The organism is Pseudomonas helmanticensis, from assembly GCF_900182985.1.
In the GTDB taxonomy this organism is placed as follows: domain Bacteria; phylum Pseudomonadota; class Gammaproteobacteria; order Pseudomonadales; family Pseudomonadaceae; genus Aquipseudomonas; species Aquipseudomonas helmanticensis.
The window spans coordinates 4,677,179-4,703,190 of sequence record NZ_FXUY01000001.1; the positions used below are offsets into that span (position 1 = coordinate 4,677,179).

The 26,012-nt window shown below is 60.8% G+C and carries 23 protein-coding genes and 1 other RNA gene; 14 read left to right on the top strand and 10 right to left on the bottom strand.

Annotated elements, in window-relative coordinates:
- Window positions 1–21: 21 nt before the first annotated feature.
- The 4 genes from QOL84_RS20845 to QOL84_RS20860 form a co-directional block, all read right to left on the bottom strand.
- Window positions 22–627 carry a 5-formyltetrahydrofolate cyclo-ligase gene (locus QOL84_RS20845; protein ID WP_400771466.1) on the bottom strand — a complete coding sequence of 202 codons (606 nt, stop codon included), beginning with the start codon at window positions 625–627 and terminating at the stop codon, window positions 22–24.
- A gap of 79 nt (window positions 628–706) precedes the next feature.
- A non-coding RNA gene (gene ssrS, locus QOL84_RS20850) (6S RNA) lies at window positions 707–885 on the bottom strand.
- Window positions 886–915: 30 nt separating this feature from the next.
- Window positions 916–1,233: a cell division protein ZapA gene (locus QOL84_RS20855; protein WP_007911195.1), complete on the bottom strand. Its 318-nt coding sequence runs from the start codon at window positions 1,231–1,233 to the stop codon at window positions 916–918.
- Window positions 1,230–1,439: a TIGR02449 family protein gene (locus tag QOL84_RS20860; RefSeq protein ID WP_007911197.1), complete on the bottom strand. Its 210-nt coding sequence runs from the start codon at window positions 1,437–1,439 to the stop codon at window positions 1,230–1,232. The genes QOL84_RS20855 and QOL84_RS20860 overlap by 4 nt, the downstream gene beginning before the upstream one ends.
- A 130-nt stretch (window positions 1,440–1,569) precedes the next feature.
- Here QOL84_RS20860 and QOL84_RS20865 point away from each other — a divergent pair, with 130 nt between their 5' ends.
- The 9 genes from QOL84_RS20865 to gcvH all read left to right on the top strand — a co-directional run bounded on the left by QOL84_RS20865 (window position 1,570) and on the right by gcvH (window position 11,176).
- Window positions 1,570–2,130 (top strand): YecA/YgfB family protein, encoded by a 561-nt coding sequence (locus QOL84_RS20865; protein ID WP_283438408.1) that lies wholly within the window; start codon window positions 1,570–1,572, stop codon window positions 2,128–2,130.
- A 27-nt stretch (window positions 2,131–2,157) separates the two neighbouring features.
- Window positions 2,158–3,492, top strand: coding sequence for a Xaa-Pro aminopeptidase (gene pepP / locus QOL84_RS20870; RefSeq protein ID WP_283438409.1), 1,335 nt, complete (start codon window positions 2,158–2,160; stop codon window positions 3,490–3,492).
- On the top strand, window positions 3,489–4,676 hold the full coding sequence (gene ubiH / locus QOL84_RS20875; protein ID WP_129395989.1) for a 2-octaprenyl-6-methoxyphenyl hydroxylase: 1,188 nt from the start codon (window positions 3,489–3,491) through the stop codon (window positions 4,674–4,676). The genes pepP and ubiH overlap by 4 nt, the downstream gene beginning before the upstream one ends.
- Window positions 4,669–5,154, top strand: coding sequence for a DUF4442 domain-containing protein (locus tag QOL84_RS20880; protein WP_283438410.1), 486 nt, complete (start codon window positions 4,669–4,671; stop codon window positions 5,152–5,154). Before ubiH ends, QOL84_RS20880 begins: the two co-directional genes overlap by 8 nt.
- A gap of 9 nt (window positions 5,155–5,163) precedes the next feature.
- Window positions 5,164–6,381, top strand: coding sequence for a 2-octaprenyl-3-methyl-6-methoxy-1,4-benzoquinol hydroxylase (locus tag QOL84_RS20885; protein ID WP_283438675.1), 1,218 nt, complete (start codon window positions 5,164–5,166; stop codon window positions 6,379–6,381).
- A 259-nt stretch (window positions 6,382–6,640) separates the two neighbouring features.
- Window positions 6,641–7,645: an extracellular solute-binding protein gene (locus QOL84_RS20890; protein WP_283438411.1), complete on the top strand. Its 1,005-nt coding sequence runs from the start codon at window positions 6,641–6,643 to the stop codon at window positions 7,643–7,645.
- 244 nt (window positions 7,646–7,889) lie between these two features.
- Complete coding sequence (locus QOL84_RS20895; RefSeq protein WP_283438412.1) at window positions 7,890–9,506, top strand: ABC transporter permease; 1,617 nt, start codon at window positions 7,890–7,892, stop codon at window positions 9,504–9,506.
- A gap of 155 nt (window positions 9,507–9,661) precedes the next feature.
- Window positions 9,662–10,744, top strand: a complete 1,083-nt coding sequence (gene gcvT / locus QOL84_RS20900; RefSeq protein WP_283438413.1) for a glycine cleavage system aminomethyltransferase GcvT — start codon at window positions 9,662–9,664, stop codon at window positions 10,742–10,744.
- 48 nt (window positions 10,745–10,792) lie between these two features.
- Window positions 10,793–11,176: a glycine cleavage system protein GcvH gene (gcvH, locus tag QOL84_RS20905; RefSeq protein ID WP_283438414.1), complete on the top strand. Its 384-nt coding sequence runs from the start codon at window positions 10,793–10,795 to the stop codon at window positions 11,174–11,176.
- Window positions 11,177–11,262: 86 nt separating this feature from the next.
- On the opposite strand, the gene QOL84_RS20910 is transcribed toward gcvH, so the two are convergent.
- Window positions 11,263–12,408 (bottom strand): DegT/DnrJ/EryC1/StrS family aminotransferase, encoded by a 1,146-nt coding sequence (locus QOL84_RS20910; protein ID WP_283438415.1) that lies wholly within the window; start codon window positions 12,406–12,408, stop codon window positions 11,263–11,265.
- Between the two features lie 156 nt (window positions 12,409–12,564).
- Between QOL84_RS20910 and gcvP the strand changes: the two genes are divergently transcribed.
- Window positions 12,565–15,438, top strand: a complete 2,874-nt coding sequence (gene gcvP, locus QOL84_RS20915) for an aminomethyl-transferring glycine dehydrogenase (protein ID WP_283438416.1) — start codon at window positions 12,565–12,567, stop codon at window positions 15,436–15,438.
- A gap of 188 nt (window positions 15,439–15,626) precedes the next feature.
- On the opposite strand, the gene QOL84_RS20920 is transcribed toward gcvP, so the two are convergent.
- The 3 genes from QOL84_RS20920 to QOL84_RS20930 form a co-directional block, all read right to left on the bottom strand.
- Window positions 15,627–15,947, bottom strand: coding sequence for a DUF2388 domain-containing protein (locus tag QOL84_RS20920; protein ID WP_171057234.1), 321 nt, complete (start codon window positions 15,945–15,947; stop codon window positions 15,627–15,629).
- 66 nt (window positions 15,948–16,013) lie between these two features.
- Window positions 16,014–17,798 carry a type IV pilus assembly ATPase TfpB gene (gene tfpB / locus QOL84_RS20925; protein WP_129395980.1) on the bottom strand — a complete coding sequence of 595 codons (1,785 nt, stop codon included), beginning with the start codon at window positions 17,796–17,798 and terminating at the stop codon, window positions 16,014–16,016.
- A gap of 92 nt (window positions 17,799–17,890) precedes the next feature.
- On the bottom strand, window positions 17,891–18,229 hold the full coding sequence (locus QOL84_RS20930; RefSeq protein ID WP_283438417.1) for a hypothetical protein: 339 nt from the start codon (window positions 18,227–18,229) through the stop codon (window positions 17,891–17,893).
- Between the two features lie 126 nt (window positions 18,230–18,355).
- Here QOL84_RS20930 and QOL84_RS20935 point away from each other — a divergent pair, with 126 nt between their 5' ends.
- Window positions 18,356–18,820 carry an Lrp/AsnC family transcriptional regulator gene (locus QOL84_RS20935; RefSeq protein WP_016983809.1) on the top strand — a complete coding sequence of 155 codons (465 nt, stop codon included), beginning with the start codon at window positions 18,356–18,358 and terminating at the stop codon, window positions 18,818–18,820.
- A gap of 122 nt (window positions 18,821–18,942) precedes the next feature.
- Here the strand turns inward: QOL84_RS20935 and QOL84_RS20940 are convergent, their stop codons facing one another.
- On the bottom strand, window positions 18,943–20,313 hold the full coding sequence (locus QOL84_RS20940; RefSeq protein ID WP_129395978.1) for a CYTH domain-containing protein: 1,371 nt from the start codon (window positions 20,311–20,313) through the stop codon (window positions 18,943–18,945).
- Window positions 20,314–20,468: 155 nt separating this feature from the next.
- Here QOL84_RS20940 and argE point away from each other — a divergent pair, with 155 nt between their 5' ends.
- Together argE and argA are read left to right on the top strand one after the other, a co-directional pair.
- Complete coding sequence (gene argE / locus QOL84_RS20945; protein WP_283438418.1) at window positions 20,469–21,614, top strand: acetylornithine deacetylase; 1,146 nt, start codon at window positions 20,469–20,471, stop codon at window positions 21,612–21,614.
- 245 nt (window positions 21,615–21,859) lie between these two features.
- Complete coding sequence (gene argA, locus QOL84_RS20950; RefSeq protein WP_283438419.1) at window positions 21,860–23,161, top strand: amino-acid N-acetyltransferase; 1,302 nt, start codon at window positions 21,860–21,862, stop codon at window positions 23,159–23,161.
- Between the two features lie 97 nt (window positions 23,162–23,258).
- Here argA and tauA read toward each other — a convergent pair whose 3' ends face one another.
- Window positions 23,259–24,245, bottom strand: coding sequence for a taurine ABC transporter substrate-binding protein (tauA, locus tag QOL84_RS20955; protein ID WP_283438420.1), 987 nt, complete (start codon window positions 24,243–24,245; stop codon window positions 23,259–23,261).
- A 367-nt stretch (window positions 24,246–24,612) separates the two neighbouring features.
- Between tauA and QOL84_RS20960 the strand changes: the two genes are divergently transcribed.
- Entirely contained in the window at window positions 24,613–25,974 is a 1,362-nt protein-coding gene (locus QOL84_RS20960; RefSeq protein ID WP_129395975.1) for an OprD family porin, read from the top strand.
- Window positions 25,975–26,012 lie beyond the last annotated feature (38 nt).

Sequence of the window (26,012 nt, forward strand, 5' to 3'; positions counted from 1 at the left end):
GCCGCTGATCTGCGCGGCGTCCTATCCTGCGAAATACCACGCCTTGTCGCTGACCGTGCCTTGTAACGGTACATCCCAGGTTGCCTGCGCCAATCGCTCGACCTTCTGACATTCATGGGCCAGCCCCAACAGCGTCGGCTTGCGCCAGCCCTTGCGGCGGGCCAGATACGCCAGGCTGCGATCATAAAAACCGCCGCCCATGCCCAGTCGCCCGCCGACATCGTCAAATCCAACTAAAGGCAACAACACCAGATCCAGCGCCCAGACCTTGCGTTGCTGCGCCAGATTCGCCCGTGGCTCAAGAATACGGAAGCGATTGGGTTTGAGTTTCTCGCCGGGGCGAATCCGTTGGAAAACCATTTTGGTTCGCGGCCAGGCGCTGAGTACCGGCAGATAAGTCGACTTGCCCCGACGCTGCGCTTCACGCAGCAGCAGGCGCGGATCGATTTCACCGTCGGTGGGTAAATACAGAGAGATATGTTTCGCCCGGCGAAACTGCGGGTCTTGTGCCAATTGCCGGTAGAGGCCTTTGGCGGCCTCGCGTTGCTCGCTTTTGCTCAGCGAGCGACGTGCCTTGCGCAGCAGGCGGCGGAGTTGCGGGCGGGGCAGCAGCGCGGGTTCGGTCATGGTTCGGCTTCGGCAGGTTGGACGAAAACGTACGCATAAAAAATCCGATGGCGGTTTTCACCGACATCGGATTCGAATCAGGCTCCCCGGATGAACCGCTGTCAACTTAGCCCTTGAACCCGAAAGTTCAAGGTGGAAGATGCAGTAGACTTTAAGGCTTTCCGTCTAGCGGACATGCACACCAGCCCAACGTGCAACTTCCAGGGTAGTGCGAATCGGCTCAGGGACATCGTCAACTGGCAAGCACCCCAGGGAGTGCCGCGAGTATACCGCAAGCGGCCAATCGAATCAGCCCTTGGTGGTGGTCTGATCGTCGGCGAGCACCAGATCGACACGATCGAGCAAGTCGCGCACCTGTTCACGGGTCGAACCACTGGCCTGGATGTCCGGTCGCTCTTCTTTGTGCAAGAGGTCGTGAGTGATGTTCAACGCGGCCATCACAGCAATGCGATCGGCACCGATGACTTTGCCGCTGCTGCGGATCTCGCGCATCTTGCCATCGAGGTAGCGCGCGGCGCTGACCAGATTGCTGCGTTCTTCCTGCGGGCAGATGATCGAATACTCTTTGTCGAGGATCTGCACGGTGACGCTATTGCTTGAACTCATGAGTCTTGCTCCAGGGCCTTGAGGCGCGAAATCATCGATTCGACCTTACGCCGGGCGATTTCGTTTTTTTCAATGAGGTGAGCGCGTTCCTCGCGCCAGGTTTTTTCCTGAGCTAGTAAGAGTGCGTTTTGACTCTTTAGTTGCTCGACTCGGCCAATCAGCAGTTCGAGTCTGGCCATCAGCGCTTGCAGGTCGGTGTCTTCCATTGTGTCCACTGAGTTGGAGTCTGTCTGATGGGATAGCTGGCGGACAGCCTTTAATAGTCTTGGCGAGTCTGTCGATGTAGGATACAAGGCCTTCATTCTAGACATAGCGCCGTCTGGCGCCTAGCTGCCCATGACCATTGCGAATTCCCCGTACCAAGCCTTTGCCACCCTGCTGACTTCCAGCGGCCACAACGTCTCGCCTGCCGAACTGCATGGCGTGCTGCTCGGACGCAGTTGCGCCGGTGCCGGCTTCGATAACGAAGGCTGGTTGATCGACGCCGCCGAACTGCTCGAAGGCGACATCCAGGACAACGTCCGCAACGCCCTGATCGGCCTGCAGGAGATGGTCAAAGGCGAACTGACCGGTGACGACGTCACTGTCGTTCTGCTGCTGCCGATCGATGACGCGCCACTGGCCGAGCGCGCCGCTGCACTGGGCGAGTGGTGCCAGGGCTTCCTCAGCGGTTTCGGCCTGAACTGCCGCGACAGCAGCATGCTCAGCACTGAAGCGACTGAAGTGCTGCAGGATCTGGCCGCCATCTCCCAGGTGCAAGACGCCCTGGAAGAATCCGATGACGGCGAGAGCGACTACATGGAAGTCATGGAATACCTGCGCGTCGCGCCGCTGCTGCTGTTCTCGGAAACCCGGAAGGCCGACGTGCCGCCAGCCGCCAAACCGTCGCTGCATTAATCGCGTGCCAGGGAAAGCCATCTGCCCATGACCCATATCCCCAAAGCGGAGTACAGCCGTCGCCGCAAGGCCCTGATGGCGCAGATGGAACCCAACAGCATCGCGATTCTGCCCGCCGCCGCGGTGGCGATTCGCAACCGCGACGTCGAGCACGTCTACCGCCAGGACAGCGACTTCCAGTACCTCAGCGGCTTTCCCGAGCCGCAGGCTGTCATTGTCCTGATGCCCGGCCGCGAGCACGGTGAGTACGTGCTGTTCTGCCGTGAACGCAACGCCGAACGTGAATTGTGGGACGGCTTGCGCGCAGGTCAGGAAGGCGCTATCCGCGACTTCGGTGCCGACGACGCCTTCCCGATCACCGACATCGACGACATCCTCCCGGGCCTGATCGAAGGTCGCGACCGGGTGTATTCGGCGATGGGCAGCAACCCCGAATTCGACCGCCACCTGATGGACTGGATCAACGTGATCCGCTCCAAGGCGCACCTCGGCGCGCAGCCACCGAACGAATTCGTTGCCCTGGATCATCTGCTGCACGACATGCGCCTGTATAAATCGGCGGCAGAAGTGAAGGTGATGCGCGAAGCCGCGCGGATCTCGGCGCAGGCGCATATTCGCGCGATGCAGGCCAGCCGGGCCGGGCTTCACGAGTACAGCCTCGAAGCCGAACTCGATTACGAATTCCGCAAGGGCGGAGCGAAGATGCCGGCCTACGGGTCGATCGTCGCCGCCGGGCGCAACAGCTGCATCCTGCATTACCAGCAGAATGACGCGTTGCTCAAGGACGGCGATCTGGTGCTGATCGACGCCGGTTGCGAGATTGACTGCTACGCCAGCGACATCACCCGCACCTGGCCGGTCAACGGCAAGTTTTCGCCCGAACAGAAAGCGATCTACGAATTGGTACTGGCTTCACAGGAAGCCGCATTCGCCGAAATCGCCCCGAACAAGCACTGGAATCAGGCGCACGAAGCCACGGTTCGGGTGATCACCACTGGGCTGGTGAAACTCGGTTTGTTGCAGGGCGAGGTCGACGATTTGATCGCCAGCGAAGCCTACAAAGCGTTTTACATGCACCGCGCCGGCCACTGGCTGGGCATGGATGTTCACGACGTCGGCGAGTACAAGGTCGGCGGCGAATGGCGCGTGCTGGAAGTCGGCATGGCGCTGACCGTCGAGCCGGGTATCTACATCGCCCCGGACAATCAAAACGTCGCGAAGAAATGGCGCGGCATTGGCGTGCGCATCGAGGACGACGTGGTCGTGACCAAGACAGGCTGTGAAATCCTCACCACCGGCGTACCGAAAACCGTCGCTGAAATCGAAGCGCTGATGGCGCAAGCAAGGACACACGCGGCATGAGTCGAGTCAATCTGGCAATCATCGGTGGCGGTCTGGTCGGCGCCAGTCTGGCGTTGGCCTTGCAGGCCGGGGCCAAGGCGCGCGGCTGGAAGATCGTGCTGATCGAGCCGTTCGCCCCCGGCGACAGCTGGCAGCCGAGCTACGACGCGCGTTCGTCGGCGTTGTCCTTTGGCTCGCGGCAGATTTATCAACGCTTGGGCGTGTGGCAGGAAATCTCCCGCCGCGCCGAGCCGATCAAACAGATTCACGTCTCCGACCGTGGCCGTTTCTCCACCGCGCGTCTGTCGGCGATGGAAGAGGGCGTGCCGGCGCTCGGTTATGTGGTGGAAAACGCCTGGCTCGGTCAGTGCCTGTGGCAGCACGTTGATAAAGACGTGATCAGCTGGCGCTGCCCGGCGGAAGTCACGCGCATGGAACCGCTGCCCGACGGCTATCGCCTGACCCTCAACGATGAAACCACGCTGGAATGCGACCTCGCCGTACTCGCCGATGGCGGTCGTTCCGGTCTGCGCGAACAGCTGGGCATCAACGTGCGCAAGCGTCCGTACAACCAAAGCGCGCTGATCGCCAACATCACCCCGAGCGAAGCGCACAACGGCATGGCTTTCGAGCGCTTCACCGACGAAGGGCCGATGGCGCTGCTGCCGCTCCCGGACAACCGTTGCGCTCTGGTCTGGACCCGTTTGGGAATGGACGCGCAGCGTCTGGCCGATTTGAGCGAACGCGACTTCCTCAGCGAATTGCAGGGCGTGTTCGGTTACCGCCTCGGTACGCTGAAACAGGTCGGCGCGCGACATTTGTATCCGCTGACGCTGGTCGAGGCCGAAGAGCAAGTGCGCTCGCATCTGGCCGTGCTCGGTAACGCGGCGCACAGCCTGCATCCGATTGCCGGGCAGGGTTTCAACCTGTCACTGCGCGATGCCGATGCCCTGGCTGCTGCGTTGCTGTCGAGCGACAAGCCGCTGGGCGATTTCGCCACGTTGCAGGCCTATCGCGAGCGTCAGCGTCTCGATCAGGACCTCACCGTCGGTTTCTCCGATCAGGTCACGCGCCTGTTCGGCAGCACGCAACCGTTGGTCTCGCTGGGGCGCAACATCGGTTTGCTTGGTCTCGATTTGCTGCCGCCAGCTAAACGCTGGTTTGCGCGGCAGGCCATGGGGTTGGGGACGCGTCCGGATGCTTAAGTGGCTGACTACAAAATTCGGCAAGGCGCGGTTGATGCGCTGGGTGATGACGTTTTACCCGCCATACCTCGGTGCTGGCGTGCGCGTGCGGCACATCAGCGATGACTTCCGCGATGTTCAGGTGTCGATGGGTCTCGGCTGGTACAACCGCAACTATGTCGGCACCCAGTTCGGCGGCAGCCTGTATTCGATGGTCGATCCGTTCTTCATGCTGATGCTTATGGAAAACCTTGGCTCGAAATACATCGTCTGGGACAAGGCTGCCGACATCGATTTCATCGCGCCGGGCAAAGGCCCGGTGTTCGCCCGGTTCACCATCGACGAAACCTTGCTCGGCGAGATCCGCCGGCAGACCGCCAATGGCGAGAAATACCTGCCGCAGTTGCAGGTCGATATTCATGACGGCGCCGGCAATCTGGTGGCGCGGGTCGGTAAAACCCTTTACGTGCGGCTCAAGCCGCAAGCGAGACAGGCTTAAAGCATGGAAATGCGCGCAGATCTGCTGATTGTCGGAGCCGGAATGGTCGGCAGCGCCTTGGCGTTGGCGTTGCAGGACAGCGGGCTGGAAGTCCTGTTGCTCGACGGTAGCCCGCTGAGCGTCAAACCGTTCGACGCCGAAGCCGCGTTTGAACCGCGGGTGAGCGCCCTGTCAGCGGCGAGCCAGCGGATTCTCGAACGCCTCGGCGTGTGGGAGGGGATCGCCGCACGGCGCAGCAGCCCATACACCGACATGCACGTCTGGGACGGCAGCGGCACTGGGCAGATTCATTTCTCGGCGAGCAGTGTGCATGCCGAGGTGCTCGGACATATCGTCGAAAACCGCGTGGTGCAGGACGCCTTGCTCGACCGTCTGCACGATTGCGATCTGGGCATGCTGGCCAATGCGCGACTGGAACAGATGCGTCGTTCCGGTGATGACTGGCTGCTGACGTTGGCCGATGGTCGTCAGTTGCGCGCACCGTTGGTGATCGCCGCTGACGGCGCCAACTCGGCCGTGCGCCGGCTGACCGGCGTGGCGACTCGTGAATGGGATTACCTGCATCACGCCATTGTCACCAGCGTGCGCAGCAGCAAGCCGCACCAGATGACTGCATGGCAGCGCTTCACCGATCACGGGCCGCTGGCGTTTTTGCCGCTGGAGCGTGACGGGCAGCAGGATTGGTGTTCGATCGTTTGGTCGACCACACCGAGCGAAGCCGAGCGTTTGATGGCGCTGGATGAAGCGGCTTTCTGTCGAGAGCTGGAGCGCGCCTTTGAGGGGCGTCTCGGCGAAGTGATCAGTGCCGATCCGCGACTGTGCGTGCCGCTGCGTCAGCGTCATGCCAAGCGTTATGTGGCGCAAGGGCTGGCGCTGATCGGCGATGCGGCGCACACCATTCACCCGTTGGCGGGGCAGGGTGTGAACCTTGGTTTCCTTGATGCGGCGGTGCTGGCCGAAGTGTTGCTGCAAGCGGCTGAGCGCGGTGAGCGTCTGGCGGATGTGAAAGTGCTGAGCCGTTACGAGCGTCGGCGCATGCCGCATAATCTCGCGCTGATGGCGGCGATGGAAGGGTTTGAGCGGTTGTTTCAGGCTGACCCGTTGCCGGTGCGCTGGTTGCGTAATGCCGGGTTGAAGCTGGTGGAGCAGATGCCCGAGGCGAAAGCATTGTTTGTGCGCGAAGCCCTCGGGTTGACCGGTGATCTTCCGGCCCTCGCCAAACCCTGAGATTTTCGTTGTTGCTGCTGACCTCATCGCGAGCGGGCTCACTCCTGCATTTGAAATGCGTTCCCCTGTAGGAGCTGCCGAAGGCTGCGATCTTTTGATGTTGTTTTTAAGATCAAAAGATCGCAGCCTTCGGCAGCTCCTACAGGGGGTGTGGTCAACTGTGCAACATCTGGTAACTCCTTCAAAAAGAGTTCGATTGAGGTGGTAAATGTGAGTCCTTATCATTTGGCCCACATTTCCCGACCGAGAGACCACTCCCATGTTGGCACCCAAGCGTCTTCTGACCGCACTGGCCCTGACCCTGATCGGCAGTACAACGGCCCAGGCCGCTGATGAGGTGGTGGTTTACTCGTCGCGCATCGACGAACTGATCAAACCGGTCTTTGATGCCTACACCGCCAAGACCGGGGTGAAGATCAAGTTCATCACCGACAAGGAAGCGCCGCTGATGCAGCGCATCAAGGCCGAAGGTGAAAACGCCACCGCCGACCTGCTGCTCACCGTCGACGCCGGCAACCTCTGGCAAGCCGAGCAGATGGGCATCCTGCAGCCATTCACCTCGAAAACCATCGACGCCAATATTCCCCTGCAATATCGCTCGTCCACCCACGCATGGACCGGCCTGAGCCTGCGCGCGCGGACCATCGCTTACTCCACCCAACGCGTGAAGCCGGGCGAACTGACCACTTACGAAGCGCTGGCCGACAAGAACTGGGAAGGGCGCCTGTGCCTGCGCACGGCGAAGAAGGTCTACAACCAGTCGCTGACCGCGACCATGATCGAAGTTCACGGCGCGACGAAGACCGAGGAAATCCTCAAGGGCTGGGTCAACAACCTGTCGACCGACGTGTTCTCTGATGACGTCGCTGTGCTCGAAGCGATCAACGCCGGCCAGTGCGACGTTGGCATCGTCAACACTTACTACTACGGTCGCCTGCACAAGCAGAAGCCGGAGCTGCCGGTGAAATTGTTCTGGCCAAACCAGGCCGATCGCGGCGTGCATGTGAACCTGTCGGGCATCGGCCTGACCAAACATGCGCCGCACCCGGAAGCCGCCAAGGCTTTGGTTGAGTGGATGACCACGCCGGAAGCGCAGAAGATCTTTGCCGACGTGAACCAGGAGTTCCCGGCCAACCCGGCGGTGGCGCCTTCGCAGGAAGTGGCGGCGTGGGGCAAGTTCATTGCTGATACGTTGCCGGTGGAAGTGGCGGGCAAGCGTCAGGCTGAGGCGATCCGCATGATGGATCGGGCGGGTTGGAACTGAATCGTTTCGAAAGATTTGTTTGATTCAAAAACCAGCCCCTCACCCCAGCCCTCTCCCAAGGGCGAGGGAGCCGGCTTGTGTTGTTTTCGACACTTGAGTTCGGCTCGATATTTCAGGTCGGCGTAAATCGAAAGAGCACCTCGGTCAGTCCCCTCTCCCTCTGGGAGAGGGTTAGGGTGAGGGCAGCAATCTCAACCTGAAACACCTCATCCAAGAACACCCCATTCCCTCCAGAGACCCAAAAGTGGCCCACCCCGCCCAACGCCGCTGGTACCCCATCGTCTTCGCCATCGCCGCGTTGGTGCTGCTGCCCCTGAGCGTTCTGCTGCTCTCCTGGCAGACCATCGATCAACAAATCTGGTCGCACCTGTGGCAAACCCAGATGCCGCGCCTGCTCGGCAACACCCTGACGCTGGTACTCGGCGTTGGCGTTGGCGTAACCCTGCTCGGCGTCAGCCTCGCCTGGCTCACCAGCCTCTGCGAATTCCCCGGCCGGCGCTGGCTCGACTGGGCGCTGATGCTGCCGTTCGCCATCCCCGCCTACGTGCTGGCCTTCGTCTTCGTCGGCCTGCTCGATTTTGCCGGCCCGGTGCAAACCCTGCTGCGTGAATGGTTCGGCAGCGGCCTGCGTCTTCCCCGGGTACGCTCCACCGGCGGGGTGATTATCGTGTTGGTGCTGGTCTTCTATCCCTACGTCTACCTGCTGGCGCGCACCGCGTTTCTCGCCCAAGGCAAAGGCCTGATGGAAGCTGCGCGAGTGCTCGGTCAATCGCCATGGCAGGCTTTCTGGCGTGTGGCGTTGCCGATGGCGCGTCCGGCCATCGGTGCCGGTGTGGCGCTGGCGCTGATGGAAACCCTGGCGGATTTCGGCGCGGTGTCGGTGTTCAACTTCGACACCTTCACCACGGCGATCTACAAAACCTGGTACGGCTTCTTCAGCCTGTCGAGCGCGGCGCAACTGGCCAGCCTGTTGCTACTGGTGGTAATGCTGGTGCTGTACGGTGAACGCCGTGCGCGCGGCGCGAATCGGGCAAGTAACGAGCGGCCCCGGATCAAGGCGTTGTACCACCTGCGTGGATTCAAGGCGTTCGCGGCGATGAGTTGGTGCGGCCTGGTCTTCGCCTGCGCCTTCGTCATTCCGATGCTGCAACTGATCGTCTGGTTCTGGCAGCGCGGCCGTTTCGATCTCGATGAACGTTACGTCGGGCTGATCGTCCACACGCTCTACCTCGGTGGCATGGCCGCGTTGATCACCGTCAGCGTCGCGCTGCTGCTGGCGTTCGCCCTGCGACTGGCGCCGACGCCGGCGATCAACTCCGGCGTTGGCCTGGCCAACCTCGGCTACGCGCTGCCGGGCTCGGTGCTGGCGGTGTCGATCATGCTGGCGTTCAGTTATCTGGATCGCGAGCTGGTGATTCCGCTTTCGGGCTGGCTCGGTGGCGCAGGCAAACCGCTGTTGCTCGGCAGTCTGGCTGCACTGCTGATGGCTTATCTGGTGCGCTTTATCGCGGTCGCTTATGGCCCGCTGGAAAACAGTCTGGCGCGTATACGGCCATCTTTGCCCGAAGCAGCACGTAGCCTCGGAGTCAGTGGGCCACGACTGTTTTTCAAAGTGTATCTGCCGCTGTTGCTGCCCGGCACGTTGAGCGCGGCGTTGCTGGTATTCGTCGATGTGCTCAAGGAAATGCCCGCGACCCTGCTGATGCGCCCGTTTGGCTGGGACACGCTGGCGGTGCGGATCTTCGAAATGACCAGCGAAGGCGAATGGGCGCGGGCCTCGTTGCCGGCGTTGACCCTGGTTCTGGTCGGGTTGTTGCCGGTCATCGGCCTGATCCGGCGCTCGGCGCACCGAAACACTTAGTCGTCAGTCCTGAATCATGCGGCTACAATGCGCGGCATTCGGTGCGGTTCGTCTGACAGACCCGTTCGCTGAAATCGGCTGAGAGCCTTCTATTTCAAGGCTTTCACCCGTGCAGCGGCTGTCCGCACCTTCGCCACGCCCGGAAGGAGAAACCCATGGGACAGCGTACGCCTCTCTATGACCTGCATCTCGCCCTCGGCGCGAAGATGGTCGATTTTGGCGGTTGGGACATGCCACTGCATTACGGCTCGCAGGTCGAGGAGCACCACGAAGTGCGCCGCGATTGCGGGGTGTTCGATGTATCCCACATGACCGTGATCGACGTCACCGGCACCCAGGCCAAGGCCTGGCTTCAGCATTTGCTGGCCAATGATGTCGAGCGCCTGCATCGCCCCGGCCGTGCGTTGTACAGCACCATGCTCAACGAGCATGGCGGCATCGTCGATGACATGATTGTCTACCGTCTCGATGACGCTTATCGCCTGGTGTTCAACGCCTCCACCCGCGATCAGGATCTGGCGTGGATGAATGCCCAGCTCGGCGGTTACGACGTGCAACTGCACGAGCGCTCCGAGCTGGCGATGCTCGCCATTCAAGGCCCGCAGGCCCGGCAGAAAATCGCCGAACTGGTCACCCAATCGCGCGCCACGCTGATCCAGCACCTGAAACCCTTCGAAGGCTACACCGACGGTGACTGGTTCATTGCCCGCACCGGTTACACCGGTGAAGACGGTCTGGAAATCTGTCTGCCGGCCAATCAGGCGCCGGGGTTCTTCAACGATCTGGTCGGTGCCGGCATTTCCCCGATTGGCCTCGGTGCCCGCGACACTCTGCGCGTCGAAGCCGGGATGAACCTCTACGGCCAGGATATTCATCAGGACGTTTCGCCGCTGGCGTCGAACATGGCCTGGAGCATTGCCTGGGAACCGGCCACACGCCAGTTCATTGGCCGCGCCGCGCTGGAAGCGGAAAAAGCCGCCGGTGTTGCGCACAAACTGGTCGGCCTGGTGCTCGAAGAGCGCGGTGTCTTGCGTGCCCATCAGGTGGTTCGTATCGCCGATGTTGGCGAAGGGGAGATCACCAGTGGTAGTTTCTCTCCTACGCTAAGCAAATCGATTGCCCTGGCGCGTGTTCCGATGGCAACCGCCGACCGCGCCGAAGTGGAAATCCGTGGCAAATGGTACCCGGTACGGGTGGTCAAACCGACCTTCGTACGCCATGGCAAAACTTTGATCTAACCTTTTCCGGCGGGCACGACCGCTGACAATTTCTCGAGGACACCGAAGATGAGCGATATCCCTGCCGACCTGCGTTTTGCCGAAAGTCATGAATGGGCACGTCTGGAAGCCGACGGCACCGTCACCGTGGGCATCAGCGATCACGCGCAGGAAGCGCTGGGCGATGTGGTGTTCGTCGAGCTGACCGAAGTGGGCAAGGTCTTTGCCGCTGAAGATCAGGCCGGTGTCGTTGAGTCGGTGAAAGCCGCCTCCGACATCTATTCGCCGATCAGCGGTGAAGTCATCGCGATCAACGAAGAGCTGAGCGGCTCCCCGGAACTGCTGAACTCCGACCCGTACGGCGCTTGGATCTTCAAGATCAAGCCAAGCGACACGACTGAGCTGGACAAGCTGCTCGACGCTGCTGCCTACAAAGCCGCCATCGGCGAGTAATCCGCGTACGTGTAGGCGCTGCCGCAGGCTGCGATCTTTTGATTTTATAAAAGACAAGATCAAAAGATCGCAGCCTGCGGCAGCGCCTACAGGGTGCGATGCAGGACGGTTTTTACTGCGGCCACCGAGCGTTCGACGTCGTCCTTGGACATGGCGGTAAACATCGGCAGCGACACGATCAGTCGTCCGGCCCGCTCGGCCACCGGCAACATCCCTTCCTTGAAACCGCGCTCGCGGTACAGACTCAACAAATGAATCGGCGGGTAGTGATAGCCGATACCGATACCCTGCGCCTGCATCTGCTCCATGAAAATCGCCCGCGCCGGCAAGCCATCTGCACGTTCTGGCAATACCAGCTGAAACAGATGCCAGTTGCTGTGGGTGAAGTCCGCCGGCGGCAGTTGCGCGCCATAAACAGCTTCGAAGTCATCACCGAAACATTTGAAGTAGTGGCGGGCCAGTTCACGCCGATGCGCGGTCAGGCTTTCGATATGAGCGAATTGCCCGAGGCCGATGGTGGCTGCAACGTCAGTCATGTTGAACTTGCCGCCCAGCACATCGACGTCCAGGCCGTCGAAGCCGTTGCGGGTGACGCCCTGCAAGCGGTACTTCTCCGCCAGTCGCGCCTCTTCGGGGGTATTCAGCACCAGGCAACCGCCCTCGGAGCACGTGACATTCTTGTTCGCCTGAAAACTGAACGACACGAAATCGCCGGTAGCGCCAATGCGCTGGCCATTCCAGCTCGATCCCAAGGCCTGCGCGGCGTCTTCGACAATGCGCAGGTTGTGTTTGCGGGCAATCGCGTAGAGGCGATCCATGTCCACCGGTAAACCGGCCAGATACACCGGAATCAGCGCTTTGGTACGTGGCGTGATTGCCGCTTCAAGCTGATCCAGATCGATGTTGCGGGTCAGCGGATCGATGTCGGCAAATACCGGCGTGGCGCCCACCTCAAGGATCACGTTGGCGGTGGCCACCCAGGAAATCGGCGTGGTGATCACCTCGTCGCCGGGGCCGATGCCGGCAATGCGCAAGGCGATCTCCATGGTGCAGGTGCCGGAATTGAAGGTGCGCACCGGGCGGCCGCCAAAGTATTCCGACAGTTGTGCTTCAAACGCCTGCACCTTCGGCCCGCTGGTGATCCAGCCGGAGCGCAGGACGTCGCCGACGGCGGCAATTGTCGCTTCATCAATGACGGGTTTGGAGAATGGCAGGAACGGCAGTGGGCTCATGAGGCTTTGATCATCCGCGGGTTGAACGCCTGAAGCAGGCGCCACAGCATGGCCCGGAACACCCTCGGCCGCCAAGCCGTGTGCGTCGGTATCGGCTGCTATGCTGGTTTGACCGTGTTGCATTGACGCCGAGCGCCAGCCAAGAGAGAGCCCGTCATGTCCCAGTTGCCGTCCCTGAGCCAGTTACGCGACCCCGACGCTTTTCTGCGCCGTCACCTCGGCCCCGACGCCGCCGAACAGCAGGCCATGCTCGACAGCCTCGGCCTCGGCAGTCGGGTCGAACTTATCGAACAAACCGTACCGCCCGGGATCCGTTTCAACCGCGCGCTGGATCTGCCGCCGGCGCTCGACGAGCAAGCCGCGCTGGCCAGGCTGCGCGGTTACGCGGAGCAGAATCAGCTCTGGACCAGCCTGATCGGCATGGGCTACCACGGCACTCTCACGCCAACCGTAATCTTGCGCAACGTCCTCGAAAATCCTGGCTGGTACACCGCCTACACGCCGTATCAGCCGGAAATTGCCCAAGGCCGACTCGAAGCGTTGCTGAATTTTCAGCAACTGACCATTGACCTTACCGGGCTGGAACTGGCCAATGCCTCATTGCTTGATGAGGCCACCGCAGCTGCCGAAGCCATGGCACTGGCCAAACGCGTGGCGAAGTCGAAGAGCAATCTGTTTTTTGTCGATGAGAACTGCCACCCGCAGACCCTTTCCGTGGTGCGGACTCGTGCCGAAGGCTTTGGCTTCGAGCTGATCGTCGACGCTGTGGATAACTTGCAACGGCACCAGGTGTTTGGCGCGCTGCTGCAGTATCCCGACACCCACGGTGAGATCCGCGATCTGCGGCCGTTGATCGATCATCTGCACGCGCAGCAGGCGTTGGCTTGCGTTGCAACCGATCTGTTGAGCCTGTTGTTGCTGACGCCACCGGGTGAACTGGGCGCCGACGTGGTATTCGGCTCGTCGCAACGTTTTGGTGTGCCGATGGGCTACGGCGGGCCGCATGCCGCATTCTTTGCCAGCCGCGAGGAATATAAACGGGCGATTCCGGGGCGGATCATCGGTGTGTCGAAAGATGCCCGAGGCAACGTGGCGCTGCGCATGGCCCTGCAAACCCGCGAGCAACATATTCGCCGGGAGAAGGCCAACTCGAACATCTGCACGGCGCAGGTGCTGTTGGCCAATATCGCCAGTTTCTATGCGGTGTATCACGGGCCGCAAGGCTTGAAACGTATCGCCCAGCGCGTGCATCGGTTGACCTGCATCCTGGCGGCAGGGCTTGAGCGTCACGGGATCAAACGGGTCAACGAACAGTTTTTCGATACGCTGACGCTGGAAGTCGGCGGTGCGCAAACCGCGATCATCGACAGCGCCCAGGCTGCGCAGATCAACCTGAGGATTCTCGGGCGTGGTCGAGTCGGGCTGAGCCTTGATGAAACCTCTGATGAAACCACGGTCGGCAAACTGTTCGATGTCCTTCTGGGCGCTGATCATGGACTGAGCGTCGACGATCTCGACGCCGAAGTTCTGGTTTCCGGGATCCCCGACAACCTCCAGCGCAAAACCGCGTATCTGCGCCACCCGGTGTTCAACGCCCATCACAGCGAAACCGAGATGCTGCGTTACCTCAAGCAACTGGAGAACAAGGATCTGGCGCTCAACCAGTCGATGATCCCGCTGGGCTCCTGCACCATGAAACTCAACGCCACCAGCGAAATGATCCCGATTACCTGGCCGCAATTCGCCAACCTGCACCCGTTTGTGCCCCGCGAGCAAGCTGTCGGCTACACCTTGATGATCGAGGAACTGGAGCACTGGCTGTGCGCGATCACCGGCTTCGATGCGATCTGCATGCAGCCCAACTCGGGTGCGCAGGGCGAATACGCCGGGCTGCTGGCGATCCGCAAATACCACGAGAGCCGGCAGCAGGGTGGGCGCGATGTGTGTCTGATTCCCTCGTCGGCCCATGGCACCAACCCGGCCTCGGCGCAAATGGTCGGGTTGCGGGTGGTGATCGTTGAGTGCGACGAGGCTGGCAACGTTGATCTTGAAGATCTCAAGAGCAAAGCTGCCGAGGCGGGGGCTAAGTTGTCGTGCCTGATGGCGACCTATCCGTCGACCCACGGTGTGTACGAGGAGGGCATCAGCGAAATCTGCGAAGTTATCCACAAGCACGGCGGCCAGGTGTACATGGACGGCGCCAACCTCAACGCGCAAGTCGGACTGGCGCGGCCGGCGGACATCGGTGCCGATGTCTCGCACATGAATTTGCACAAGACCTTTTGCATTCCTCACGGCGGTGGCGGTCCGGGCATGGGGCCGATTGGCGTGCGCGCTCATTTGGCGCCGTTCGTCGCCAATCACCCGGTGGTGCCGATTGACGGGCCGCATCCGCAGAACACCGCGGTCAGCGCGGCGCCGTGGGGCAGTGCGAGCATTTTGCCGATCAGCTGGATGTACATCGCCATGATGGGCCCGCAATTGGCCGATGCCAGCGAGGTGGCGATCCTCGCGGCGAATTACCTGGCGCAGCATTTATCCGGCGCGTTCCCGGTGCTGTATACCGGGCGCAACGGGCGGGTCGCGCATGAATGCATTCTGGATCTACGGCCATTGAAAGCGCAGACCGGGATCAGTGAGGAGGACGTCGCCAAGCGTTTGATGGATTACGGCTTTCACGCGCCGACCATGTCCTTCCCCGTGCCGGGGACGTTGATGGTCGAACCGACCGAGAGTGAATCCAAGGCTGAGCTGGACCGGTTTATCGGTGCCATGTTGAGTATTCGTGCGGAAATCAGCGAAGTGCAAAACGGCAACTGGCCGGCGGAAGACAACCCGCTGAAACGCGCGCCGCATACCTTGGCGGATGTCACCGGGGTTTGGGAGCGGCCTTACAGCATCGAGCAGGGCATTACCCCGGATGCGCACACCAAGGCGCACAAGTATTGGCCAGCGGTGAATCGGGTCGACAATGTCTACGGCGACCGCAACCTGTTCTGTGCTTGTGTCCCGGTCGATGATTACCGCTGATTTCCCGGCAAGCACACCTTCCCCTGTGGGAGCGAGCCTGCTCGCGAAAGCGGTGATTCAGTCACCGCAAGTGTTGAGTGAAAGATTGCTTTCGCGAGCAGGCTCGCTCCCACAGGGTTATGGGGTGGGACTGAAATCCGGGCAAAAAAATGCCGCTCGATTGAGCGGCATTTTTGTTGGCGGATGGCTTACTCGGAAGCCACGGCATTCTTCGCCAGAATCGCATTCGCCAGTTCCATGTCCGTCGCCTGCAGGCCCGGATTGTCGGCGCGGACTTTCTGCATCGCCGCTTCCAGATACGGCCCGCGAATGCCGCCGTCACTGGCGACGAAGCTGCCGGCATCGTCCTGCGCGGCAATGATCAGCTTGTGATCCTTGAAGGTCAGGTAAGTGGAACCTGTGGTCGCACCGGACGAAATGACGTTACGCCAAAAGCTGTCCGCCATGGCCGAACCAACGGGAAGGGACAGCAAGGCCAGCGTGGCGACAGCAAGTTTGAGACGCATGATGAGGTGACTCCTGGGGGTTAACTACGGCGTTGGATTGCCAATCCCCCGATCCAGTTCCATGACGGGCTATTTCAGCTCACTCTGCGGCGTCACCCGCAGCACCTCTTCGATTGTGGTCAGGCCCGCCGCGACTTTCTGCGCGCCGGACAGGCGCAGGCTGCGCATGCCTTCCTTGAAGGCCTGGCGCCGTATCGCCGTGAGGTCGGTGTCCGGGGTGATCAAGGCTTTCAGGCTATCGCTCAGTTGCATGATTTCGTACACCCCGGCACGGCCGTGATAGCCGGTGTCGCGGCATTCGAGACAGCCGATGGCGCGTTGCGCATGACTCGGCAGCGGTGCCTGCCAAGGGCGGGTCAAGGTTTGCCAGTCTTCCTCTTCCAGGGTCAGCGGCGCCTTGCAGTGCGGGCACAGGGTGCGCACCAGACGCTGGGCCATGACCCCGAGCACGGTGGCTTTGATCAGGTAATGCGGCACGCCGAGTTCGAGCAGCCGACTGATCGCGCTGGGTGCGTCGTTGGTGTGCAGCGTTGAAAGCACCAAATGCCCGGTGAGCGCGGCCTGAATCGCCATTTCAGCGGTTTCGAGGTCGCGGATCTCGCCGATCATGATGATGTCCGGGTCTTGCCGCATCAGCGCACGCACGCCGGCGGCGAAGCTCAGGTCGATGTTGTGCTGCACCTGCATCTGGTTGAACGCCGGCTCGACCATCTCGATCGGGTCTTCGATGGTGCAGAGGTTGACCTCCGGCGTTGCCAGTTTTTTCAGCGTGGTGTAGAGCGTGGTGGTCTTGCCCGAACCGGTCGGCCCGGTGACCAGAATGATGCCGTTGGGCTGGCGGGTCATGTCCTGCCAGCGCCGCAGGTCGTCGGCGCTGAAGCCCAGTTGATCGAAATCCTTGAGCAGCACTTCCGGGTCGAAAATCCGCATGACCATTTTTTCGCCGAACGCGGTGGGCAGCGTTGATAACCGCAACTCCACCTCGCCGCCGTCCGGGGTCTTGGTCTTGACCCGGCCGTCCTGGGGTTTGCGCTTCTCGGCGACGTTCATCCGCCCGAGGCTTTTCAGGCGACTGACGATCGCCATGGTCACCTGCGGCGGGAATTGATAGACGTTGTGCAGCACGCCATCGATGCGAAAACGCACCGTGCCTTGCTCGCGCCGGGGCTCGATGTGGATATCGCTGGCGCGCTGCTGGAAGGCGTACTGGAACAGCCAGTCGACGATGTTGACGATGTGCGCGTCGTTGGCGTCCGGCTCCTGATCGCTGGCGCCGAGGTTGAGCAACTGCTCGAAGTTGCCGAGGTTGCCACCCTGTTGATCAGCATTGCTGGCGCCGCTGACCGATTTCGCCAGGCGAAAGAACTCGACACTGAAACGCTGGATGTCCGCCGGGTTGGCCACCACCCGTTTGATCGGCAGCTTCAGGACATGGGTCAGGTCGGCTTCCCAGGCATTGACGTAGGGCTGGGCGCTGGCCACGGTCACCGAATCGCGGTCGACCGCTACCGCAAGAATCCTGTGCCGTTGTGCAAAGGCGTAGGACATCAAGGGGGTGATCGCGGCGACGTTGATCTTCAGCGGGTCGATGCGCAAATACGGCTGGCCGGCCTGTTGCGCCAGCCATAGGGTCAGGCTTTCGAGGTCGAGGTGTTTGCCCGGACGGCTGAGGTCGTCGAGTTGCTGGCTGGCGATGAATTCCAGCGGATGCATCTGGCCATGGGCGGCGTGCCGGCGACGGGCATTCAGCGCCTGCTCCGCCGACTCCTGGCAGATAAACCCCTGGGCGACCAGTTCACGCAACACATCGTTGAGTTCGAGCCTGCGGTCCTGAGTGGCGAGTTGAACGGACATGCGGGCTTCCTTTTGAGCGACATTGCGCAAAAGGATAGTCGTGGCCGCGCAGACCGTTGGGCCACTACCCGACGAAGCCGTTGCCGGATTTGTCAGCCGGCCGCTTGTGCACGGCCATCCCAAGCGCTGTCGGCATTTTGCAGATTCACCGAGCAGACGCTGATCAGGTTACGAAGTTTTTCCGCGATCACTTGCGCGCGATGCCAGCTGAAACCGCCCATGACGATGTCGATCGACAGCAAGTCGTCCATCCGCTGCACGTTGACCTGTTCCGGCGTGAGGAACTGCAACGCGAACAGGTTGAGCACGCGCACCAGCAAGTCCGGCTCGGCTTCGGCGAGGATCTGATATTGCGCCAGGCAGTGGGCGTTGCTGACGTTCCAGACGTCGGCGCGGTGCGGGGCGCTGTTCACGGCTTCAAGATGCGGCATGGTGGGTCTCCAAAATAACTGGAGGAATTTTTACATTCAGTGGCGGGCATTTCTTGGCTATGATCGGCGTTATTGGCGATTGATCGACTAAATCAATTCGCAAGGAATTAGATTAGAGGTTTTTTTATGCACAGCGAGCTGGACAGCTACGACCGCAAGATACTCGCCCTGCTGCAAGAGGACGCTTCACTGTCCAGTGCGCAGATCGCCGAACAGGTGGGCCTGTCGCAATCGCCGTGCTGGCGGCGGATTCAGCGGATGAAGGAAGAGGGGATCATTCGTGGCCAAGTGACCTTGCTTGATCGCAAGAAGATTGGCCTGAACACGCAGATCTTCGCCGAGATCAAACTCAACGCGCACGGACGCTCGAACTTCACCGAGTTCACCGAGGCGATTCGCGGGTTTCCGGAGGTGCTGGAGTGTTACGTGCTGATGGGCGCAGTGGATTTTCTGTTGCGCATTGTCGCGGCGGACATCGAGGCGTATGAGCGGTTTTTCTTTGAAAAGCTGTCGCTGGTGCCGGGGATACAGGAAGTGAATTCGATTGTGGCGTTGTCGGAGATCAAATCCACGACCAGCCTCCCGGTTTAGTACGGCGGGCCTTTGTGGCGAGGGGATTTATCCCCGTTGGGCTGCGAAGCAGCCCCAGCTCTTCAATAAAAGCGGGGCCGCTGCGCGCGCCAACGGGGATAAATCCCCTCGCCACAGGGGTGTTACATGCGCAGGAGCATTTTCCATGCGCGATTCTGGTAAACCGCAATCGCCTGCTGCTTGCGCGCATCGAGCAGTTCGTCAGTGATCGTCGGCTCGTTGGCCAGTTGCGCCAGCTTGTTCAGCTCGCCGTACAAGCGATCCATTTCCGGGATCTCCAGCACGTTGCGCGCGTGGTGCAGCCAGACCTGAATGCGTTCGATACGCGGCAGTTGCTCAGCCAGATCTTCCGGCTGCTGCTGATAACGCTGCAATTGCAGGGCCGTCGCTTCTTCGCCCAAGGTGCGCGGCAACCAGCTGTGCAATTGCGCGCCGCCCTGACGGTTACCACGTACGTTACGGTCGGCGGTCCAGGTACGGGCCAGCAACCAGCGCGAAGTGCTCAGCGAGAACAGGCCCCAGCGCGGGTCTTCGAGTTCTTCGAGGAACTGCTCTGGCGCAGCTTTGCGCACGTCTTCGTCTTCGATACCGGCCTGCACCAGTGGGCGCCAGTCTTCCAGCAAGGCATCCAGCGCAACGCGCAGATCATGGGTGGACTGACGCGGTGCGGCCTGGCCGAGGCTGCTGAGCAGCGCGCGCATTTCGGCGAGGTTCTCGACCCAGTCGAGCAACAGGCGCCAGTGGCCATTGAAACGATATTGTTCAGCCAGACGCTGGCTGCTGCCGAGCAAGTGCCAGCTCAGCGCAGCGAAGGCGTCGTCGAGCTGGGTTTCCGCGGTCAGCTCCGGCGCCGGCAGGCTCAGCGAATAGCTGTTGGCGTCGTACAGACGATAACCGCGTTCAGCCTTGCTGATGTCGCACGGCATCAGCGCGAGGGTTTCGGCCAGTTCGGCAGCCAGTTCCAGCAGCGCGGCAGGCTCGCCTTCGCGCAGTTCCAGTTCCAGCTCGCAGATTTCTTCTTTCTGTTTGCCGACTACAACGTGACCGAGATCCAGCGCGGCTTCGATGACCACTTTGGTCTTGCCACGGCCCCATGCGATTTCGGCGCGTTCGCGGACGAAATCGGTGGTGAAGATCGGCTTGAGGGTTTTCTTGTCCAGTTCGGCCAGCGACTCGGGCCAGCATTCGCCGTCGAGTTTCTTCACGTCGAGTTTGGCTTTCGGCAACTTCCAGTCGTATTCATTACGCTCGGACAGACCGGCGACGCTCTGGCCACGGGTCTTGAGGGTCTGAATCACTTCGTCACCGTCCTTGCGCAGGCGCAGGGCGACTTTGGCCTGGGCCAGATCGCGCTCAGGGGTGTCGAAGTACTGGTTCATCAACTCACGGCGTTCCCAGCCACTTTTGTTGCGTTTTTTCAGTAGCGGGTGCTCGCGCAGGGCGGCGAGGGTTTCGCGGCTGACGCGGAGTTTGATTTCGGTTTCTTTCTGCATGGCCGGAAAATCCAGGATCGGGAGCGCAGCCGGGGAATATGTGGCTGCCAAGGCCGTGCAGTGTACAGGACTGATTCGTCCTACGCCCTGCGGCGGTTTATTCCTGACGCCGGATGGTTCTATGATGGACTTCAAATCGGGAGTTGGAGTCAGCGATGCCTTTGCCGTCCATGCAAGACCAGTTCGCTGCGCTGATCGCCGCGCCGTCGGTCAGCTGTACCCAACCGAGCCTCGATCAATCCAATCGGGCGGTGATCGATTTGCTCGCTGGCTGGCTGGGGGATCTGGGTTTCAGCTGCGATATCCAGCAGGTCAGCCCCGGCAAATTCAACCTGCTCGCCAGTTTCGGCAGCGGCCCCGGCGGGCTGGTGCTGGCCGGGCACAGCGACACGGTGCCGTACGACGATGCGTTGTGGCAGACCGATCCGCTGAAGCTCACCGAAGTCGATGGCCGCTGGGTCGGTCTGGGCAGCTGCGATATGAAAGGCTTCTTCGCGCTGATCACCGAAGCCGTGCAGCCTTTGCTCGATCAACCTTTCAAACAGCCGCTGCTGATCCTCGCCACCTGCGATGAAGAAAGCTCGATGTCCGGCGCCCGGGCGCTGGCCGAGGCGGGACGTCCGCTGGGCCGCGCGGCGGTGATCGGCGAGCCGACCGGGCTCAAGCCGATCCGCATGCACAAAGGCATCATGATGGAGCGCATCGATATCCTCGGGCAGAGCGGCCATTCGTCGGATCCGCGCCTGGGCCACAGCGCCCTTGAAGCGATGCACGATGCGATCGGCGAACTGCGCGGCCTGCGCCTGTTGTGGCAACGTGAATTCAACAACCCGCAGTTCAGCGTGCCGCAACCGACGATGAACTTCGGCTGCATTCATGGCGGCGACAACCCCAACCGTATCTGCGGCCAGTGTTCGCTGGAGTTCGACCTGCGGCCATTGCCGGGCATGGACCCGAAAGTCCTGCGCGCGGAGATTTTGCGCAAGCTCAACCCGGTGGCCGAGCGCCATCAGGTGAAGATCGATTACAAACCGCTGTTCCCGGAAGTACCGTCGTTCGAGCAGTCCGAAGACGCCGAACTGGTGCGCATCGCCGAAAAGCTCACCGGTCACAGCGCCGAAGCAGTAGCGTTCGGCACCGAAGCGCCTTATCTTCAGCGCCTCGGCTGCGAAACCATCGTCCTCGGCCCCGGCGACATTGCCTGCGCGCATCAGCCCGGCGAGTACCTTGAAATGTCACGTTTGCAGCCTACCGTGCATCTATTACGGCAACTGATTGAACATTACTGCCTGAAGCATTGAACGCCTCCCTTGTAGGAGCTGCCGCAGGCTGCGATCTTTTGATTTTGTTTTGAAGATCAAAATCAAAAGATCGCAGCCTGCGGCAGCTCCTACAGGGGGTAGTCGTTAAATTAGTGGGAATCCAACCCGTATTCATGAGGAGAGCGCGCGTGTCGCCAAGCCTGTTCCGACGATAACCATCAGCCCGCTGTGCGTTTTTCGTTTCGCCCCTTTTTCCGGCTGCTATTTATTACAGGCCCAGGTTCATGCCCGAATACGTCAATTGGCTTCGTCACGCGTCCCCCTACATCAATGCCCACCGCGACTGCACCTTCGTCGTCATGCTGCCCGGCGACGGCGTTGAGCATCCGAATTTCGGCAACATCGTCCACGACATCGTTCTGCTGCACAGCCTTGGCGTGCGTCTGGTGCTGGTGCACGGTTCGCGCCCGCAAATTGAAACCCGCCTCGCCGCCCGCGGCCTGACTCCGCATTACCACCACGGCATGCGCATCACCGATGCCGCGACCCTGGAATGTGTAATCGATGCCGTCGGCCAGTTGCGCATCGCTATCGAAGCGCGACTGTCGATGGACATGGCTTCGTCGCCGATGCAGGGCTCGCGTCTGCGCGTGGCCAGCGGCAACCTGGTGACGGCGCGGCCGATCGGGGTGCTCGAAGGTGTCGACTATCACCACACCGGCGAAGTGCGCCGGGTCGATCGCAAGGGCATCAATCGCCTGCTCGATGAGCGCTCGATCGTGCTGCTGTCGCCGCTGGGCTACTCGCCGACCGGTGAAATCTTCAACCTCGCCTGCGAAGACGTTGCCACCCGCGCTGCCATCGACCTGGGCGCCGACAAACTGCTGCTGTTCGGCGCAGACCTCGGCCTTATCGATGAAAACGGCCGGTTGGTGCGCGAACTGCGTCCACAGCAAGTGCCGGCGCATTTGCAGCGTCTGGGCAGCAGCAACTATCAGGCGGAATTACTCGATGCCGCCGCCGAAGCCTGCCGTGGCGGTGTGGCACGCAGCCATATCGTCAGTTACGCCGAAGACGGCGCGCTGCTGACCGAGCTGTTCACCCGTGACGGTGGCGGTACGCTGGTTGCGCAAGAGCAATTCGAACTGGTGCGCGAGGCGGCGATTGAAGACGTCGGCGGTTTGCTTGACTTGATCAGCCCGCTGGAAGAGCAGGGAATTCTGGTACGGCGTTCGCGCGAAGTGCTGGAGCGTGAGATCGAGCAGTTCAGCGTGGTCGAACGTGAAGGCATGATCATCGCCTGTGCGGCGCTGTATCAGATTGCCGACTCCGATGCCGGCGAGCTGGCGTGCCTGGCGGTGAATCCGGAGTATCGCCATGGCGGTCGCGGTGATGAGTTGCTGGAGCGCATCGAAACCCGTGCGCGGGCGCAGGGTTTGAAGACCTTGTTCGTTCTCACCACACGTACCGCGCACTGGTTCCGCGAGCGTGGGTTCGAGCCTAGCAGCGTTGAACGCCTGCCAGCGGCACGGGCATCGCTATACAACTTTCAGCGCAACTCGAAAATCTTCGAAAAAACCCTGTAACCGAGTTGCTCCATTCGCGAGCAGGCTCGCTCCCACATTTGGAACGCGACTTCCTGTGGGAGCGACGGTGCGACGATTCGACCTGCTCGCGAAGCTTTTATTGCGCCACGAACTTCGCGCTGACATACGGTGAATAGTCCGGCAGCACTGTTTCAACCTTGCCCTGTTCCTTCAAGAATTTCGCCGTCTCACCAATCGCCTTCGCCGTGCCGCCGTCCAGCAGCGCGGTGGTTTGCTGTGCCTTGGCATCCGGGAACGTGGAGCCTGCGAGTAATTCCGGCACGTCGGCGGCGTTGGCACCGGTCAGTTTGGCGATTTTCTGTACCGGCTCGGAGTCGGCTGTCCAGCGGTCTTTATGGCTGGCGTAATCGGCAAACGCGTCTAGAGTGACTTTGGCAAATTTGGCCACGACCTCAGGATGTTTCTCGGCAAAGTCCTTGCGCGCAACCCACACTTCGAAGGTCGGCGCGCCCCACTGACCGACCTGCGCAGCATCGGTCAGGATCTTGCCGGTCTTGCGGATTTCACCCAGCGCGGGCGACCAGACAAACGCCCCGTCAATATCGCCACGCTTCCACGCGGCGGCGATTTCTGCGGGTTGCAGGTTGACCACTTTGACTTTCGAGGTGTCCAGGCCCCAGTGCTTCAGCGCACCGAGCAGGCTGTAATGGGAGGTAGAAACGAACGGCGTGGCGATGGTCTTGCCGACCAGATCCTGCGGGGTATTGATGCCGCTGCCATTGCGCACCACCAAGGCTTCGGCCGCATTGATCTGTGCCGACACGATGAACGCGACGATCGGCAGATTACGCGATGCGGCGGCAGCCAAAGGGCTGGAGCCGAGATTGCCGATCTGTACGTCGCCGGAAGCGATGGCTGTCACAACTTCCGGGCCGCTGTTGAAGCGGCGCCAGTCGATTTTCTCGCCGATGGTTTTCTCGTAGACGCCATCAGCCTGCGGGACTTTGCTTGGGTCGATACCGGTCTGGTAGCCAACCGTGAGGTTGGCAGCCTGGGCCGAGAACGAAATTATCGCTGACACACAAACTGTAACAAATTGACTAGATAGTGCGCGTTTGGCCATGATGGCGTCGCCTTTTGGATAGGGATTGACGTGATTTGAATACGTCAACGCTAAGCGATCTAAAAAAGGGCGCACAAATACCATTTAGGAATGAGCTTAGTAGCCGATATCCTCTATCCCGGTGCGGGTAGCCATTACTAGGCCATATTCCCGAATAGTATTAAAAAGAATGAAATAATTCTTTTTGGGGTTAACAGGAAATCAGTACTGTGCAGGGACCAAATCACTGCGATTAGACCTTGGTCGTAGACATACATGGTTACGATTGACTTGTCGGTCACGGTCTGGCGCTAATCGCGCATCTTAGGATCCAGGGCAATAGACCCAGGACCAGGAACACAAAAATTAGAAACGAGAGGAGCTTTACATGAACAAGTCCACCTTGGCCCTGGCTGTGGCCGTAGGGGTTTTGGCGCAGCAGGCAGGCGCCGCCGGTTTCATCGAAGACAGCAAGGCCACCTTGGGGCTGCGTAACTTCTACATCAACACTGACAACCGCGACAGCGCTGCCAAAACCGCTTCGGGCGTGCAGAGCAAGAACGAAGAATGGGGCCAAGGCTTCGATCTGCGTTTCATCTCCGGTTACACCCAAGGCACCGTCGGCTTCGGTATCGACGCCATCGGCCTGCTGGGCGTGAAGCTGGATTCGGGCGGCGGCACCAACGGCGCCACTGCGACTTCCTACGGCGGCACCGTGTTCCCGAGCAAGTCCAACGGCGAAGCTGTTGATAACTTCTCGAGCCTGGGCCTGACTGCCAAAGCCAAGATCTCCCAGACCGAACTGAAGCTGGGTACTCTGCAGCCGAAGAACCCGGTCATCGTCACCAACGACGGTCGTCTGCTGCCACAAACCTGGCAGGGTGGCCAGATCACTTCCGGCGACATCAAGGACCTGACTCTGGTCGGTGGCCAGATCGAAGCCGTGAAAGGTCGTAACTCCAGCAACAACGAGCAACTGTCGATCGGTGGCGCCAACAGCCCAACCATCAGCGGTCGCGACAGCAACAAGTTCATCTACGCCGGTGGTGACTACAAAATCACCAAGGACCTGACTGCCCAGTACTACTACGGCAATCTGGAAGATTTCTACAAGCAACACTTCCTGGGTCTGGTGCACAACTGGGCAATCGGCCCGGGCGTGCTGAAGTCTGACCTGCGTTACTTCAACAGCTCCGACGACGGCGCCAACGGCAATACCCCTGCTTATTACAGCAGCGGTAACTACACCGGTACCGCTAGCGGTCGCGGTAAAGTCGACAACAACCTGTACAGCGGCCTGTTCCTGTACACCGTTGAAGGTCACACTTTCGGTGGCGGCTATCAGGTTTCCAACGGCAGCAGCGACTTCCCTTGGCTGAACCAGGGCGACGGTTCGTCGAACTACACCATCACCGACATGCAGATCCAGAAGTTCGGCCGTGCCGGCGAGCGCACCTGGCAAGCACGCTACTCGTATGACTTCGCTAAAGTCGGCCTGCCAGGCCTGACCGCCGGTATGGTTTACCTGCGTGGCGATAACATCGACACCGTGGGCACCAACGGTCGTGAAAACGGCAATGGCCGCTCCGAGTGGGAACGTGACTTCACCGTTGGCTACGTGATTCCAGAAGGCCCGGCGAAAAACCTCGGCTTCATGTGGAAAAACGCTACCTGGCGCAACGACATCCCAGGTCAGCGTGACCAGGATGAAAACCGCCTGATCGTCAGCTACTCGATCCCGCTGCTGTAATAGCGCGTCTCGATTCGTTGATGTAAAAAAGCCCCGTC